Here is a 15,863-nt window from a genome sequence, read left to right on the forward strand (position 1 = left end):
TTGACCGTAGCCTGGGTAAACAAGCAAAGGCAAGATACAGAGTGTATGCCGCCATAATTCGATTGCTTGACGGAATTCCATAAGTTGTGTAAAAACATCCATAGCGGTTATATGAGAATTGGTTGTGCTTTTTTCATTTTCCGCTATTGGGGTGTCTGTTCTTACAGGCATCCCTTGATTTTTTGCTGTCTCTCGATTTACTGACTATTTACCGATCGCTCTTCTTTTAGTCTAAAGTCCAGTAATTAAATTTGCTTGCAATATTCTATCTGTCAACCCAAAGTTAACAGCCCAGAGGATATATCTACTACTAATCGTCTAGTTTTTAACCACTGACGACCTAGTAAAATTTCTGAAATTCCTTGACCTACATGAACGGGAATATCAAAATCTTGTCCGTCAATTCGCACTTTTCCTAAATAAATGTCAAATTCCGCATTTCCTTGGGCTGTGAGCATTGTTTGTTGTTCTAGATACATCCAATCTAGTGCTTCTAAATCCTGGTTGTTAATTGCCAGCCACCAAGAAAAACCTGTATCAAAAAGTGCTTCTACTGGTAGTTCTAAACCGTCAGCAGCCATTAACTCTATCTCAAAAAATAATTCATCCTCATCACCAAATTTACCCGAAATCATATTCTGCCACACACCCCAGTTTCGTTGATGCGGAAAACGTGCAGCTTGACATTTGGGTATTTTTCATGTGCCTTCTGTGCAGCAAAAAAAGCATCTTCATTAAGAAAATATTCGCCACTGTCAGGCTCAACTGCTATGTACCAGTTGTAGTGAGTTTTGATTAATTCTGGTTGTACTTGGTCAAAAATGAGTTTACAGCGTTGGTACAATCTTTCGCGTTCAGCAAGCCATTGAGCTTTCTGTTCTTGGGTCCACTGAATTTCTGGGAAGATTCTTCCCCTGCGTAGTGTACTCGTAGACTTAACTTCACTCATGGTTGGTTCTGCCTTAGTGCAAAATTTATATTGTCTAATATTTCCGACTATTATCATTAAAATTTTTTGCTCTTGCGTTGGTTTTATGGTAGGGCATTAAAATCAAAGGGTTATAGGAAATATAAAAAACTAAAAACCATTGCGTGGCAAGGATTATAGGCTAGAGCAGAGTTTTATTTGTTATTCGATTCCATATAATGTCCGCAAGAACCAAATTTTTGAATCTTATTCAACTATAGGTTATTATTGCTTTTATTGTCTCTACTTTAGGCACAAGCCTAATGTTTAGCTTGGGAATATTCAAAGTTGGTATTAATCAACCTTTTTTAGACTGGGTAATATTATTCTTCAGCCTAATTTTAGGGATTATTCCTTTTGCCATCTTTGGTTTCTTTATTGGTTATATATTAGAAGCAAATATTATTTCTTTAGTCAGTGCATTTATTATTGGTCTGGCTATGTTTAGTTCTGGTACTATACCATTACCTGGAATGCCAGAGTGGTTACAGAATTTAATCCCCTTCTCACCCTCAAAATAGTCAATAGCGTTACCAACATCATCACCCTTTCATTACTCATCGGTGGTTGTTCTGTGTTCATAAAATCCGCATTAGTAAGGATGTATCAATAATTTTTCAAAAAGCTACTCAATTAAGAGTGGTTTTTATTTTGGGTGTAGAATTGGATTACCCTGGATGGGTTTTTACTACTTTTAGCATATTTATATTCATCGTGCGTAAGTATACAGTAATTGCTCCTGTGAGCCTAAGTATTGCTTTGTTGATGACTGGTTGTAATGAGAGTAAAATCTCTCAGTGTCAACGATTGGTTAAAGTTGTGAATCAAGGGACTTCTTTGATTGATAACAATAAAGGAACACAAGTAACAACTAGCTTGCAACTCTCCAAAGATTTGCAAAATGTCACTAAATCAATTCAAGAATTAAGATTAGCAGATCCCAAACTCCAAGAATTTCAAAGTAGTTTTGCGAAAGTTTTTGATAATCTCAGTCAAGCGATCGCTAAAGCTGCTAAAGCTCTGGGTACAACTAAAACAGCAGAAGCTTCTACAGCAGGTAGGGTAAAAATCCAAAAGGCCAGAACAGATATTGACTCAGCATTAACAGCAGCAGCTAAAAGTGCTGGTAAAGAATCAGATACCTTTGGGAATCAGTTAAATGAATACTGTAGTCAATCGCAATGATTTTTGATTTTTTACCCCTCCTGTGGGGAGATATTTGACCATTTTGGACAATTAATTTATAATTAGTAGGAATTTAAAGATATTTTAAACCTTCCACCCAAAATATAAAATATTTTGGGTTATTTTTTGGCTGCTTGTAGAGCAAGTGAGATGGGGCGATCATGTTTGCGCTCACATTATAGCCAAACTGCGAATAGTTATAGCTTGCTGAATAAATGTAAAACCTAGAGAAATTAAAGGTTTGAGGCGGTTTTTTCATCAAAAAGGCAACCTCGCCATAACCAGGATTTCCGGTTAAACCTTGTAAATTATTATGTTCTATATCTTCATCTTGACCAAGTTTACTTGTCCATTTGCCATCAGGTAATTGTCTAGCAATGTGGGTTGGTATTTTATTGGAGTTGGCATATATAGCAATTTTCTGAAATCCTGTTTCTAATACGTCATTCTCACCAATTTCATAACCAATTGTTTTAAATGCTTGCTGAAAAGCTTCAAGAGTTTCTTCTCTAGGAACACCTGGTGGCCAGTATTCTTCATTTTGAGCATCTGGCCACCACCACTTTTCATCATCTTCTGCTGCCCAAGCTACACAATTATAATCTGTTGTATCTGGACTGGTGAGCTTATATCCGTGGATCGCTAAATTGGGAAAATCACGCTCAATAAAGTTTTTTACATATTTAGTCCAGGCGTTATTTCCTACCACTTATAGCCTCTTTCCCTTCCCCAATCAAGCCATGCTTTAGTCATTTCTTTTGTATTTCCTCTGTACTCTGGAGGCACAGGATCTTCTCTAGAAATAGATTTTAATGCCCAAAACCATCTTCCAGATTTTTTCTCTAATTCTCTCAGTAATAAAGGTATTACAGGTTCACCCATACCTATAATTTGTTGATAGGCAGGGTGCATACACATTTGGTTTGTTGATGATACACCACGAGTTTCTTCACGCCATTCTTCAACAAGTGTGGTGAAATCAGATTTTTCATTTATTACTTGGTCTAATCTACTACGAAAAATAGGATCCGAGTAGTATCGCTTGGAGTTTTCTATTACTAAACTGATTATTTGATTGCCAAGAGGTTTAATATTATTTATTTTTAATAACTTGCTGAGGTTTTCTGGCTGTATATCTTTCAATAATTGTCCGATAGCAAAGTTAAAAAATGGAGCAGCAAAAACTTCCACTCCTGCAAAGTCTAATTCTACAGGTTGGTTAGCTTGTAATTGTCGATGAACCAAATCATAAATTTTTTGTCCATCGTTCACTGTAATACAGGTTTTACCTACTAGGTCGAAAACTTCATATTTTGTAAATACTTTAACTTTACTATTACAAAGTATTAACCCTTGAAGTAACTGCTGATACTAAATCATTAATCTGTAATGGCTGTGCTTGTTGAAAAGCATCAATAAAACCCTGTAAAGTTTTTTCATCAATGCTTATCAGTAGCTTAAAACCAGGCTTAAATTCTTCTGGTATTTGCAGTTCTGTCATATTGCTCCTAAAGCATTAAAACAATTTAAAACTTACAACAATTTCAAAATAATAGTTTTTTACAAAAATTTATTCTAGTGATTTACTAAAATTCTAGCAAATCTATTGTTGCTAATAGCTTATTCCTTTTGATTTTGCATAGTCAGATACTACCAAAATCCCCCACCTTGCGGCAGGGGATTTTTTAGTTACTTACCTAAAACCAGTAGTCAAGATCAACCGAACTTACCAGCAGTAGAAGCAATGAGGAACGCTGCGTAGGTGACGATATAGCCAACGGTGAAGTGAGCTAAACCAACCACACGAGCTTGAACGATGGAGAGAGCAACGGGCTTATCTTTCCAGCGAACCAAGTTAGCTAGAGGAGTACGCTCGTGGGCCCAAACCAAGGTTTCAATTAACTCTTGCCAGTAACCTCTCCAGGAGATTAAGAACATGAAACCAGTTGCCCAAACCAGGTGTCCAAAGAGGAACATCCAAGCCCAAACAGAGAGGTTGTTCATGCCGTAGGCGTTGTAACCGTTGATCAACTGAGCAGAGTTCGCCCAGAGGTAGTCACGGAACCAGCCCATCAAGTAGGTGGAGTTTTCGTTGAACTGAGCAACGTTACCTTGCCAAATACCCAGGTGTTTCCAGTGCCAGTAGAATGTTACCCAACCAATGGTGTTTAACATCCAGAACATAGACAGGTAGAAAGCGTCCCAAGCGGAGATGTCGCAAGTACCGCCACGGCCTGGACCGTCGCAGGGGAACGCATAACCGAAGTCCTTTTTATCGGGCATCAGTTTAGAACCACGAGCATCCAAAGCACCTTTAACAAGTACCAAGGTGGTGGTGTGGATAGCCAAGGCGAAAGCGTGGTGAACCAAGAAGTCGCCAGGACCAATTGTTAAGAACAGGGAGTTTGTTCCAGAATTGATAGCATCTAACCAACCAGGTAGCCAAACGTTACCAGCGTTGGGGTAAGCGGTGTAGGCGATACTGTCGGGGTTAGACAACAGTACATCCAATCCGTACAGAGCTTTACCTTGAGCCGCTTGAATGAATTGAGCAAATACTGGTTCGATGAGGATTTGCTTTTCAGGAGTACCGAAAGCAACTACTACATCGTTGTGAACGTACAAGCCCAAGGTGTGGAAACCAAGGAATAAGGATACCCAGCTGAGGTGAGAGATGATCGCCTCTTTGTGCTGTAACATCCGGTCTAATACGTTGCCTTTGTTTTGTTCGGGATCGTAGTCACGAACCCAGAAGATTGCGGCGTGTGCAAAAGCACCAACCATCAAGAAACCAGCGATGTACTGGTGGTGGGTGTACAGTGCTGCCTGTGTGGTGTAGTCCTTAGCGATGAAAGCATAAGGAGGCAGAGCGTACATATGTTGAGCAACCAAGGAAGTAATTGTTCCTAACGCAGCCAAAGCCAAAGACAATTGGAAGTGTAAGGAGTTGTTGATGGTGTCGTACAGACCTTGGTGGGGCAGGTTAAACTGACCTTCGCTCTTGCTACCGGGAACTAAACCGGACTTGGAGTTGAGCATTTCTTTGATGCTGTGACCAATTCCGAAGTTAGTGCGGTACATATGACCAGCGATGATGAAGATCACAGCGATCGCCAAGTGGTGGTGAGCCATGTCAGTCAACCACAAGGATTCTGTTTGGGGGTGGAAACCGCCCAAGAATGTGAGGATCGCAGTACCAGCACCAGTGGAAGTACCAAAAAGATGGCCAGCAGTGTCAGGGTTCTGAGCGTAAACACCCCAGTTACCAGTGAAGAAGGGGGTTAAGCCTGCGGGGTGGGGAGCAACGGACAGGAAGTTATCCCAGCCTACATGGATACCACGGGATTCGGGGATAGCAACGTGAACCAAGTGACCAGTCCAAGCTAAGGAGCTAACACCGAACAAACCAGCCAGGTGGTGGTTCAGACGGGGTTCAGCACTCTTGAACCAAGAGAGGCTAGGACGGAACTTGGGTTGTAAGTGCAACCAACCAGCGAACAGGAACAATGCAGCCAACAGCAACAAGCCTAAAGAACCTACATACAGTTCTTGGTTTGTCCGCATCCCGATGGTGTACCACCAGTGATAAACACCGGAGTAAGCAATGTTTACAGGATTGCTTGCGCCAGCTTGAGTGAAAGCGTCAACTGCTGGTGCGCCGAAGTGGGGGTCCCAAATCGCATGGGCGATAGGACGGACATGAAGGGGATCTTTAATCCACTGTTCAAAGTTACCTTGCCAGGCTACGTGGAACAGGAGGCTGGAAGCCCACAAGAAAATGATTGCCAAGTGACCGAAGTGAGTGGCGAAAATCTTTTGGTAAAGATTTTCTTCTGTCATGCCATCGTGGCTCTCAAAGTCATTGCCCATGGCGATCGCATACCAAATGCGCCGCGTAGTTGGGTCCTGTGCGAGATCCTGGCTAAATTTTGGAAATTTTGTTGCCATAGGGTTGATGATTCCTCTGACCTTTAGCCATTGCTATCACTGCTACCAGTGAAATTTTGGATTTTGGGTTGGAGATTGATCCAAAACCCAAAATATTCACTGAAATTTTTTAACCTACTGAAAGGATGTGTGCGTGGAAGAATGCCCAGGTGGTGGCTATTCCTCCGAGTAGATAGTGAGCTACACCTACTGCCCGACCTTGAGTAATGCTCAAAGCACGGGGTTGAATTGTAGGAGCTACTTTCAGTTTATTATGCGCCCAGACGATGGACTCAATTAATTCTTGCCAGTAGCCACGACCACTGAACAGGAACATTAAGCTGAATGCCCAAACAAAGTGAGCGCCTAAGAACATCAGTCCATAAGCGGACAGTTCACTACCGTAGGAGTTGATTACTTGTGTAGCTTGCGCCCACAGGAAGTCACGTAACCAACCGTTGATGGTGATAGCACTTTGTGCAAAGTTGTCACCTGTGATATGACTTACCACACCATCATCTACTGTACCCCATACATCAGACTGCATTTTCCAGCTGAAGTGGAAAATTACAATTGACAAGGAGTTATACATCCAGAACAGTCCCAAGAATACATGGTCCCAACCAGAAACTTGGCAAGTACCACCACGGCCTGGACCGTCGCAAGGGAAGCGGAAGCCTAAGTTGGCTTTGTCTGGAATTAGACGAGAACTGCGAGCGTACAATACACCTTTGAGCAGAATCAGCACAGTCACGTGAATGGTGAAGGCGTGAATGTGGTGAATCATGAAGTCGGCTGTACCTAAAGGAATTGCAGCAGCAGCTACTTTTCCGCCTACAGCTAACACACCACCGCCAAACACATAACTTACTGCTTCTAGAGCGTTAGGTGCGGTTGTTCCTGGTGCTAAGTGGTGTAAGTTTTGTACCCACTGAGCAAACACTGGTTGCAATTGAATTGCAGCATCAGAGAACATATCTTGGGGACGACCCAAGGCACGCATGGTGTCGTTGTGGATGTACAAACCAAAGCTGTGGAAGCCTAGGAAAATACAAACCCAGTTGAGGTGAGAGATGATTGCATCACGGTGACGAATCACGCGATCCAATACGTTGTTTTGGTTCACAACGGGATCATAATCACGCACCATGAAGATTGCTGCGTGAGCAGCACCACCCACAATCAAGAAGCCACCGATCCAAATATGGTGAGTGAAGATACACAACTGAGTAGCGTAGTCAGTTGCCAAATAAGGATAGGGGGGCATCGCGTACATATGATGCGCGATGATGATTGTCAAGGAACCCAAGAAGGCCAGGTTAGTAGCCAACTGAGCGTGCCAAGAGGTGGTCAAGTTTTCATAAAGTCCTTTGTGGCCTTCGCCTGTGAAAGGACCTTTGTGGTTTTCTAGGATATCTTTGATACTGTGACCGATACCCCAGTTGGTGCGGTACATATGACCGGCAATGATGAACAGCACTGCGATCGCCAAGTGGTGATGAGCAATATCAGTCATCCACAAACCGCCTGTTACGGGGTTCAAGCCGCCTTTGAAGGTCAGAATGTCAGCATAAGTTCCCCAGTTCAAGGTGAAGAAAGGTGCTAAACCACTAGCAAAGCTGGGATACAACTCTGTGATTAAGTCTTTGTTCAAAATGAACTCATGGGGCAAGGGGATGTCCTTAATGGCAACACCAGCGTCTAATAGCTTGTTAACTGGTGCGGACACATGGATTAAGTGACCTGTCCATCCCAAAGAACCGCAACCTAGCAATACTGATAGGTGGTGATTCAACATTGACTCCACGTTCTGGAACCATTCCAGTTTGGGAGCGCGTTTGTGGTAATGGAACCAACCAGCGAACAGGAACAAGCCCGCTAATACTAAGCCGCCAATGGCAGTTACGTATAGTTGGAAAGAGCTAGTGATACCCCAGCCACGCCATACTTGGAACAAGCCAGAGGTGATTTGAATGCCGTGGAAACCACCGCCCATATCACCGTTTAAAATATCTTGTCCCACAATAGGCCAAACTGTTTGGGCGCTGGGCTTGACTCCTAATGGATCAGCCAGCCAAGCTTCATAGTTGGAGAACTTAGCGCCGTGGAATAACATTCCGCTTAACCAAATTGTCACTACAGCCAAGTGGCCAAAGTGAGCAGAGAAGATTTTGCGAGAAATGTCTTCTAAGTCGCTTGTATGTGTATCGAAGTCATGGGCGAGGGCGTGCAGGTCCCAAATCCAGGTGGTGGTTTTTGGTCCTTTAGCTAAGGTTCTGTCGAAGTGTCCTGGTTTAGCCCATTTCTCAAATGAGGTGGGTACAGGATCGTTATCAACGATGACTCTTGCTTTTTTCTCCTCTCGCTCCGGAGGACTAATCGTCATTCGACCTCCTCTGTGAATAGGGAATGAGGAATCATGTACACCACAGAGTGAATTTCACTCTTTGTCCCCAGATGTTTTTTGGGGACCTGTGGATTTGTTGTTTCTGTTGAATTATAGAGTCTGTACTTGTACTTTGTTGGAGACATTTTAACAATAATTCAAAATCGCCAGATTTATTGTCATATCTGCCTTTTTATATTCAAAGCTATTGTAAAAAAGTCAATACTTTTTCTATTAAATTTACAAACTATAACAATTCTTAAAATTTATGGTTAATCTCTAATACAGCTATAAATCATCATGTTGTAACTGGATATGTTGCTTATGCTGAAATTTAAATCTGTAAATTTAGTGATAAATATTACTTAATTTTCATATTTTTCATCTTTATGTAAAGAGATGAACCAAATTTTCTGTAAATCACAAAGTTACAACAGCTTGCCGTTTTCAGTAGTCAGCTTGCAGCAGCATAACCTTTGATATGTAAGGCTTTTTGATGTAAATTTGTAACTAAGTAAACTGCAATTTGCTGTATACCCCAGTCTGGGTTTATGGTATCTGGGGTGTAGGGTGTAAAGTGTAGTTAATAAATTTTGCTGAATAAAATCATAGGTATAGCAGCATGAAATATAAGCAAAAACAAGCTCTTAATAAATCCTTAAATAATAGTTTACCTATTTTTAAGTGGCTCTTGACTTTGGTACTGGTTTTAGTTTTAAGTAGTTGTGCTGATAAAGCTGGTGGACAAGACGTATTTATTGATAAGCAAAAACCAGTTGCTGAAATTGCCCAAGTTGATCGTAAATTTTCGGAAACTGCTCCTCCAAAGCTAATACAAGAACTAAGAGGAGATTTGGAAAATTATCAACCACAAGTAACAATACTTACGCCTACAGCAGATGAGATAATTGAAGATAATACTGTTACAGTCCGTTTTCAGGTTAAGGACTTACCAATTTTTAAAGATCCCAAATGGCAACTGGGACCACATTTGCACGTAATTCTTGACAATGAACCTTATATAGCTGTTTACGATTTAAATAAGCCTTTAGTATTCCCAGAGTTGTCCGCAGGTACTCATACTTTACGCGTATTTGCGTCTCGTCCTTGGCATGAAAGCTTTAAAAATGAAGGTGCTTATGCCCAAGCCACATTTCACGTCTTTACTAAAACCGACGATAACAACCCTGACCCTAATTTACCTCTTCTCACCTATAGTCGTCCTAATGGTAGTTATGGTGCTGAACCAATTATGTTGGATTTTTACCTAACTAACGCGCCTTTGCATCTTATGGCTGAAGATCATCCTGAAGACACAATGAGCGATTGGCGTATTCGTTGCACAATTAATGGTGAAAGTTTTATTTTTGACACATGGCAAACAGTCTACCTCAAAGGCTTTAAACCTGGTAAAAACTGGATAGAACTAGAATTTCTTGATAACCAAGGCAACCCAGTAAAAAATGTCTTTAATAGTACAGTGAGAGTGATTAATTACCAACCGGGTGGTAAAGATACTCTTTCTAGAATGGTAAGAGGGGAAGTTACGGCTGATGAAGTGCGTGGTATTGTAGATCCAAATTACACAGTTGAGATTCCTGTTACTGAACCTACACCTACTGTAACGCCCAAAGTCGAAATAACACCAGCACCTCAACCACAGATAGAACCCAAAGTAGAAAAACCCACAGTTCCAGAAATTGAAGTTTCTCCTATTCCTCAACCCCAGGTAGAACCCAAAGTAGAAATAACTCCTACTCCAGAAATTGAAGTTTCTCCTATTCCTCAACCCCAGGTAGAACCCAAAGTAGAAATAACTCCTACTCCAGAAATTGAAGTTTCTCCTATTCCTCAACCCCAGGTAGAACCTAAAGTAGAAAAACCCACAGTTCCAGAAATTGAAGTTTCTCCTATTCCTCAACCACAGGTAGAACCTAAAGTAGAAATAACTCCTACTCCAGAAATTGAAGTTTCTCCTATTCCTCAACCACAGGTAGAACCTAAAGTAGAAATAACTCCTACTCCAGAAATTGAAATTCGTAAAACACCCGCTGACTCATTAGAAACAGAGGAGTTGAAACCAGAAACAACAGAAAAAACAGGGTTAAACAGATTAAGTGAGTATTTTAAGAATCGAAATGTAATTAAACCCGAAGAGAAAAATTAACTAAAAATACTCAGTTGCAAATTTTGGGATAAAGTTTCCATCAAAGTCAGACCAGCTACAGAATTACCTATACTATCTAAAGCAGGACTGTAGCTGGCTATAGCTCCTTGATTTGGTACTATTGCTATCAAAGCCCCACTGATACCCGATTTCATGGGTAAACCAATTTTGACTGCATACTGAGGAGAAGCTTCATATAGTCCACAAGTTAACATTAAAGCGTTAACAATTTGGCGATGTTGGGAATTTATAAAACTACTTTTACAGGCTAATAATTTTCCTAATTTCGCTAAATCTTCCACAGTACCAGAAATACAGCATATTTGTTCATAAGTGTCAAGAGCCAATTCAATATTTTCAATGTGTTGAGTTTGGTAGAGATATTGAGCGATCGCCACATTTACCTGAGAACGAGTAGCACGCACGGAAGCCAACATTTCTACATCTAAATATAGTTGACTACCGGCTAATTTATTCAACCACTGACAAAACAACTGAGTGCGATGATTTCCATTTTTACCTGGTAACTTATCAGCTAAAGTAATAGCACCACTATTAATCATTGGGTTGCGGGGATGTCCATGATCAGCTATTAACTGTTCTAAAGAATTAAAAGGCATTGCTGAAGGTTCAACACCAACCGAGTTTAAAACATTTGCCGTTCCTAAATGTTCCAACAGATATAGTAAAGAAAAAGGTTTAATGACACTCATTAAAGGAAATATACAAGCGTTATCTCCTAAAGTGTAATTTTCTCCTGACTGACAATAGATATGAACAGCAACCCAACTAGGGTTAGCTAAAGCTAAAAGGGGTATCCGTTGCATCACACTTCCTTGTGTTGTTTGGTTTTTCCCTTGCTGAACCCAGAGAGATAAATTATTTATATTGATGTCTTGGAGTTGTATCAAAATGCTGATCTCAATCTTAAAATCTACAATAATCTTCTACAATAATCTAAAATTACTATGATTCCTCGTGTTAGAGCGCCAGAATTACCAGAAAATTACCCTTGGTTAAATACAGATAAACCCTTATCTCTAAAAGCACTCAGAGGGAGAATTATCATTTTAGACTTTTGGACATACTGTTGTATTAACTGTTTGCACATTTTACCAGACTTAAAATATTTAGAACGCAAATATCAAGATAGTCTAACAGTGATTGGTGTTCACTCTGGGAAATTTGACAACGAGAAAGAAATTGAAAATATCCGTCAAGCGATATTGCGTTATGACATTGAACATCCGATTTTAGTTGATAGTGATTTTCGCGTTTGGGAACATTATACTATCAAAGCTTGGCCTACTTTAATTATTATTGATCTACAAGGATATGTGATCGGGCAATTTGCAGGGGAAGGACATCTTCAAAAGATTGAAAACATGATCATTCAGATTTTGAGTAAAATCCCAAATCACATTAATATTCAACCATTAAAATTCACCTTAGAAAAACAGCATCAAACATTAATTACACCCTTAGCTTTTCCAGGTAAAGTTTTAGCTACACCAGACAGTTTATTTATTGCTGACTCTGGACATCATCGCGTAATTATGAGTAGTTTACAAGGGGAATTTATTCAGGTTATGGGAACAGGTAAACGGGGTGTAAAAGATGGTAATTTTCAAAGTTGTGAATTTTCTGCACCTCAAGGAATGACTTATGATAGTGACACTAAAAGTCTCTACATTGCTGATACAGAAAATCATCTTTTAAGAAAAATTGATTTACCAAAACAAATTGTAGAAACTATTGCAGGAACAGGGAAACAAAGTAATATCATCTATCCTCATGGTGGTAAAGCCTTGGAAATAGAATTAAATTCACCTTGGGATCTAGTTAAAGTCGGAAATTCTCTCTTTATTACAATGTCTGGAAATCATCAAATTTGGGAAATGAATTTATTAACAAATACCATTCATAGCTATGCTGGTAGTGGCGCAGAAGGTTGTGTAGATGGGAATTTTCAAGAATGTGCATTTGCTCAACCTAGTGGGATAACTACAAATGGTGAAGAGTTGTTTATTGCTGATAGTGAAACAAGTTCTATTAGGGGGGTGGAAATATCAGAAAATGGTAAGGTGAGAACTATTTGCGGTAGTGGGATGTTATTTGGTTTTGGTGATGTAGATGGAATAGGTGAGGAGGTTCGTCTACAGCATTGTTTGGGTGTAGAATATTTTAATCATCAGCTTTTTATTGCAGATACATATAATCATAAAATCAAATTAGTGAATCTGAGCAATGGGGAGTGTAAAACGATTTTATCAGGTGGGGAAAGTTGGGTTTTTTCTGAACCTTCAGGGTTGAGTTTTTTTGGTGATTTTCTCTATGTTTGTGATACAAATAATCATGTAATTAGAAGGGTAAATTTAGAAACTTTGGAGGTGATAATAATGGAGTTTGCTGGTTTATGTGCGTCTGGTGTGTGTTTTCCATCTTGAGGATTTAAACAATAATTAAACGCAGATGAACGCAGATGAACGCAGATGATAATGGATGATTTTATGTAATCTTATCTGAAAACAATGTTACGTATTTTTACGGCATGATTAGTTAAATAATAAATATGATATATTTATTATTGATGTAATTGAGTTTAATGATTTAGTATATTACTTGTTAGGTTGATGAACATGAAACATAAATTTATTCCTTTAGACTGTGATGATGATATATTGCTGATTAACAAAGATACATTTAAGGTTGATAGATTGAAAGAATTAGTTTTGCAAGAAATTCAATTAAAATTGAACTATGAAAATACTAAAACTCAGCAAAATGCCTTTGGAGAAATATTTATAGTTGATACTTATCTGTTGATAAATTCATTGAAGAATATTTTTATCGGTGAGAATGAGTTAGGTATTAATGATATTAATTTCCATATTAATATCAGTAATTGTCAATTCTTAAAAATTGGCGGTAAAGGTTGGAAAACCGGACAATTGCAAATTAATATATCAATTTCACCTAATAGAAACAACCCAGATAATGTTTACCTTGAGTTCTCACCTGATCAACCAGAAGAACCTGAATCACCATTAGATGATCTGAGAAAAATGATAAATAATACGTAGGGTTTATTAGCAACAGCGTAACGCACCATTTTGATTTAATCTATCTCAATAGCTTAATGATGAGGTAAAAATGATGGTAACAGTATCAATTAAAGATGAATACATTGAAGTTTTATCCGCATTAGGAGATTTACAAGAATCAATGGATTTGGCGCTTAAACAATATACTCTTGATAAGATTGCTGTAAAAATTGCTGAACTGCGTCACCGAGATATTAAGTATCAAGAAAAATATCAGTTAGATTATTCTAGGTTTTGTCAGAAAATATATGAAGATGAAGAATTTCTTCAACAAATAGAAAATTCTGTAGATAAAACATGGGAGATTGATTTAGCTGATTGGGAATTTTGTCATAAAGGAGTTGAAGATTGGATAGAAAAATTACAGACTATTTTGCTGACATATGTAAAATTCTCTAATTGTTGCTAATTCAATATTTATTTAAAGGAGTATTAATAAATATGATATAAAACAAGATTAATAACAAATCACAAATTAAGTATCAAAAACATGGAAAATCAAAATTTAAATACCCTAGAATATGTGAAACAAATGTCGTTATTATTGGAATTACCAATTAATAATGAATATAAAGATGGAGTGATTGCCAATTTTGAAAGAATCAAATCAATAGCAGAAGTAGTCAATAACTTCCCTTTACCAGAAGAAATAGAAATAGCAACTACTTTTGAACCATGAATGACGCTGTAAATATATCTCAAAATGTCTTATCAGGTAAATTTAGCGCAGTTGAAATTACCCAAACAACCTTAAATAAAATATCCACCAAAAATAAAGAATTAAACTGTTTTACTGAAATTACCACAGAAACAGCTTTAAAAGATGCTGCCAAAATAGATCAAGAAATTGCTCAAGGTAAAAATCCTGGTATATTGTCTGGTGTACCTTTTGCTGTTAAAAATTTATTTGATATAGCTGGTTTAACAACTTTAGCAGGGGCAAAAATCAATGCTGAAAATTTACCAGCTATTCAAGATGCAACCGCAGTTGCTAGGTTGAAAAAAGCCGGTGCAGTGTTGGTTGGTGCGTTGAATATGGACGAGTATGCTTATGGGTTTGTGACAGAAAATGCCCATTATGGTACAACTTGTAACCCCCATGATCTACAACGAATAGCGGGAGGTTCTTCGGGAGGTTCTGCTGCTGCTGTAGCTGCGGGTTTAGTTCCTTTCTCTTTGGGTTCAGATACGAATGGTTCTATTCGTGTTCCTGCGGCTTTATGTGGTATTTTTGGTTTTAAACCTACTTATGGCAGGTTATCCCGTGCGGGTGTAAAATTATTTTCTAGTAGTTTAGATCATATCGGACATTTTGCAACTTCTGTGAGAGATATTGCGACAATATTTGATGTTCTTCAGGGGGAAGATGAGCAAGATCCGGTTTGTACAAAACGTCCGATTGATTTATGTTTACCACAAATAAATAATGATATTTCTGGGATTAAAATTGCGATCGCCGATGATTATTTTACCCAAAAAGCAGAACCAGCAGCTTTAGCAGCAGTGGCAAAAGTTGCTAAGGCTTTAAATGTTACTGAATATGTCACAATACCAGAAGCGAAAATAGCTCGTGCTGCGGCATTTGTAATTACAGCTTGTGAAGGTGCAAATCTGCATTTAGAAAACTTAAAATCCCGTCCTCAAGATTTTGATCCAGCAACGCGAGATAGATTTTTAGCTGGTGCTTTAATTCCTAATTCTTGGTATATTCAAGCACAACGTTTTAGAAGATGGTATAGAGATCAAGTGAGAGAGATATTTGCAAATGTAGATATAATTATTGCCCCAACAACCCCAATTTCTGCCCCATTAATTGGACAACAAACAATGATTTTAGATGGTGAAGAAATTCTTGTCCGTCCACATTTAGGGTTGTTTACTCAACCATTGTCTTTTATTGGTTTACCTGTTTTATCAGTACCAATTAGGGAGAAAAATTCTCTACCTTTAGGAGTACAATTAATAGCTGCACCCTATAATGAAGCTTTGATTTTAAGAGTTGCAGCAGTTTTGGAAGCACAGGGAATTGTTTCTGGTGGTTTACTGCATGAATTTTGACTTCTGAGGTTTCGCCAAATAAATTATGAAAATCTGTGAAAATTTTTATATTGAGAAATTTCCAAATCG

Annotated in this window: 16 protein-coding genes; 8 read left to right on the top strand and 8 right to left on the bottom strand. The window is 38.8% G+C overall.

Annotation, left to right across the window (positions count from 1 at the left end; genetic code table 11):
* Positions 1-272: 272 nt before the first annotated feature.
* Together H5968_RS08925 and H5968_RS08930 are read right to left on the bottom strand one after the other, a co-directional pair.
* A complete protein-coding gene (locus tag H5968_RS08925) occupies positions 273-635 on the bottom strand; it encodes an aspartyl protease (protein WP_096565386.1) in 363 nt (120 codons plus the stop codon).
* Positions 632-949, bottom strand: coding sequence for a hypothetical protein (locus H5968_RS08930; RefSeq protein ID WP_096572548.1), 318 nt, complete (start codon positions 947-949; stop codon positions 632-634). Before H5968_RS08930 ends, H5968_RS08925 begins: the two co-directional genes overlap by 4 nt.
* Positions 950-1,230: 281 nt before the next feature.
* On the opposite strand from H5968_RS08930, the gene H5968_RS08935 reads away from it, so the two are divergent.
* Both H5968_RS08935 and H5968_RS08940 read left to right on the top strand, forming a co-directional pair.
* Complete coding sequence (locus tag H5968_RS08935; protein WP_187039662.1) at positions 1,231-1,488, top strand: hypothetical protein; 258 nt, start codon at positions 1,231-1,233, stop codon at positions 1,486-1,488.
* Between the two features lie 184 nt (positions 1,489-1,672).
* Positions 1,673-2,152: a hypothetical protein gene (locus H5968_RS08940; RefSeq protein ID WP_187039696.1), complete on the top strand. Its 480-nt coding sequence runs from the start codon at positions 1,673-1,675 to the stop codon at positions 2,150-2,152.
* A 73-nt stretch (positions 2,153-2,225) separates the two neighbouring features.
* On the opposite strand, the gene H5968_RS08945 is transcribed toward H5968_RS08940, so the two are convergent.
* The 5 genes from H5968_RS08945 to psaA form a co-directional block, all read right to left on the bottom strand.
* Positions 2,226-2,861 carry a hypothetical protein gene (locus H5968_RS08945; protein ID WP_255427089.1) on the bottom strand — a complete coding sequence of 212 codons (636 nt, stop codon included), beginning with the start codon at positions 2,859-2,861 and terminating at the stop codon, positions 2,226-2,228.
* On the bottom strand, positions 2,855-3,424 hold the full coding sequence (locus H5968_RS08950; protein ID WP_370569760.1) for an STAS-like domain-containing protein: 570 nt from the start codon (positions 3,422-3,424) through the stop codon (positions 2,855-2,857). Before H5968_RS08950 ends, H5968_RS08945 begins: the two co-directional genes overlap by 7 nt.
* Before the next feature lie 64 nt (positions 3,425-3,488).
* Positions 3,489-3,653 carry a hypothetical protein gene (locus tag H5968_RS08955; RefSeq protein ID WP_187039663.1) on the bottom strand — a complete coding sequence of 55 codons (165 nt, stop codon included), beginning with the start codon at positions 3,651-3,653 and terminating at the stop codon, positions 3,489-3,491.
* Positions 3,654-3,868: 215 nt separating this feature from the next.
* Positions 3,869-6,100 carry a photosystem I core protein PsaB gene (psaB, locus tag H5968_RS08960; RefSeq protein ID WP_096565394.1) on the bottom strand — a complete coding sequence of 744 codons (2,232 nt, stop codon included), beginning with the start codon at positions 6,098-6,100 and terminating at the stop codon, positions 3,869-3,871.
* 109 nt (positions 6,101-6,209) lie between these two features.
* Complete coding sequence (psaA, locus tag H5968_RS08965; protein WP_137667720.1) at positions 6,210-8,465, bottom strand: photosystem I core protein PsaA; 2,256 nt, start codon at positions 8,463-8,465, stop codon at positions 6,210-6,212.
* Between the two features lie 622 nt (positions 8,466-9,087).
* On the opposite strand from psaA, the gene H5968_RS08970 reads away from it, so the two are divergent.
* Positions 9,088-10,632, top strand: coding sequence for a hypothetical protein (locus tag H5968_RS08970; protein ID WP_187039664.1), 1,545 nt, complete (start codon positions 9,088-9,090; stop codon positions 10,630-10,632).
* Here the strand turns inward: H5968_RS08970 and glsA are convergent.
* Complete coding sequence (gene glsA, locus H5968_RS08975; RefSeq protein WP_187039665.1) at positions 10,629-11,543, bottom strand: glutaminase A; 915 nt, start codon at positions 11,541-11,543, stop codon at positions 10,629-10,631. The two genes, H5968_RS08970 and glsA, sit on opposite strands and share 4 nt — an antisense overlap.
* A gap of 57 nt (positions 11,544-11,600) precedes the next feature.
* On the opposite strand from glsA, the gene H5968_RS08980 reads away from it, so the two are divergent.
* The 5 genes from H5968_RS08980 to H5968_RS09000 all read left to right on the top strand — a co-directional run bounded on the left by H5968_RS08980 (position 11,601) and on the right by H5968_RS09000 (position 15,794).
* Entirely contained in the window at positions 11,601-13,079 is a 1,479-nt protein-coding gene (locus H5968_RS08980; RefSeq protein ID WP_187039666.1) for a thioredoxin-like domain-containing protein, read from the top strand.
* Positions 13,080-13,271: 192 nt separating this feature from the next.
* The gene (locus H5968_RS08985) at positions 13,272-13,715 is read left to right on the top strand and encodes a KGK domain-containing protein (RefSeq protein ID WP_187039667.1); all 444 of its coding nucleotides are present in this window, start codon (positions 13,272-13,274) and stop codon (positions 13,713-13,715) included.
* A gap of 70 nt (positions 13,716-13,785) precedes the next feature.
* Complete coding sequence (locus H5968_RS08990; RefSeq protein WP_137667716.1) at positions 13,786-14,145, top strand: hypothetical protein; 360 nt, start codon at positions 13,786-13,788, stop codon at positions 14,143-14,145.
* Positions 14,146-14,226: 81 nt separating this feature from the next.
* Positions 14,227-14,415 (top strand): DUF4089 domain-containing protein, encoded by a 189-nt coding sequence (locus tag H5968_RS08995; protein WP_096565405.1) that lies wholly within the window; start codon positions 14,227-14,229, stop codon positions 14,413-14,415.
* A complete protein-coding gene (locus H5968_RS09000; RefSeq protein WP_187039668.1) occupies positions 14,412-15,794 on the top strand; it encodes an AtzE family amidohydrolase in 1,383 nt (460 codons plus the stop codon). The genes H5968_RS08995 and H5968_RS09000 overlap by 4 nt, the downstream gene beginning before the upstream one ends.
* Positions 15,795-15,863: the final 69 nt, after the last annotated feature.

Origin of the sequence: Sphaerospermopsis sp. LEGE 00249 (assembly GCF_014299995.1) — a bacterium.
GTDB classification, from domain to species: Bacteria; Cyanobacteriota; Cyanobacteriia; order Cyanobacteriales; family Nostocaceae; genus Sphaerospermopsis; species Sphaerospermopsis kisseleviana.

Excerpts from the sequence above, each read along its gene's own strand:
- H5968_RS08925 (WP_096565386.1), bottom strand. The coding sequence starts at position 635 with ATGATTTCGGGTAAATTTGGTGATGAGGATGAATTATTTTTTGAGATA.
- H5968_RS08930 (WP_096572548.1), bottom strand. The coding sequence starts at position 949 with ATGAGTGAAGTTAAGTCTACGAGTACACTACGCAGGGGAAGAATCTTC.
- H5968_RS08935 (WP_187039662.1), top strand. The coding sequence starts at position 1,231 with ATGTTTAGCTTGGGAATATTCAAAGTTGGTATTAATCAACCTTTTTTA.
- H5968_RS08955 (WP_187039663.1), bottom strand. The coding sequence starts at position 3,653 with ATGACAGAACTGCAAATACCAGAAGAATTTAAGCCTGGTTTTAAGCTA.
- psaB (WP_096565394.1), bottom strand. The coding sequence starts at position 6,100 with ATGGCAACAAAATTTCCAAAATTTAGCCAGGATCTCGCACAGGACCCA.
- psaA (WP_137667720.1), bottom strand. The coding sequence starts at position 8,465 with ATGACGATTAGTCCTCCGGAGCGAGAGGAGAAAAAAGCAAGAGTCATC.
- H5968_RS08970 (WP_187039664.1), top strand. The coding sequence starts at position 9,088 with ATGAAATATAAGCAAAAACAAGCTCTTAATAAATCCTTAAATAATAGT.
- H5968_RS08980 (WP_187039666.1), top strand. The coding sequence starts at position 11,601 with ATGATTCCTCGTGTTAGAGCGCCAGAATTACCAGAAAATTACCCTTGG.
- H5968_RS08985 (WP_187039667.1), top strand. The coding sequence starts at position 13,272 with ATGAAACATAAATTTATTCCTTTAGACTGTGATGATGATATATTGCTG.
- H5968_RS08990 (WP_137667716.1), top strand. The coding sequence starts at position 13,786 with ATGATGGTAACAGTATCAATTAAAGATGAATACATTGAAGTTTTATCC.
- H5968_RS08995 (WP_096565405.1), top strand. The coding sequence starts at position 14,227 with ATGGAAAATCAAAATTTAAATACCCTAGAATATGTGAAACAAATGTCG.
- H5968_RS09000 (WP_187039668.1), top strand. The coding sequence starts at position 14,412 with ATGAATGACGCTGTAAATATATCTCAAAATGTCTTATCAGGTAAATTT.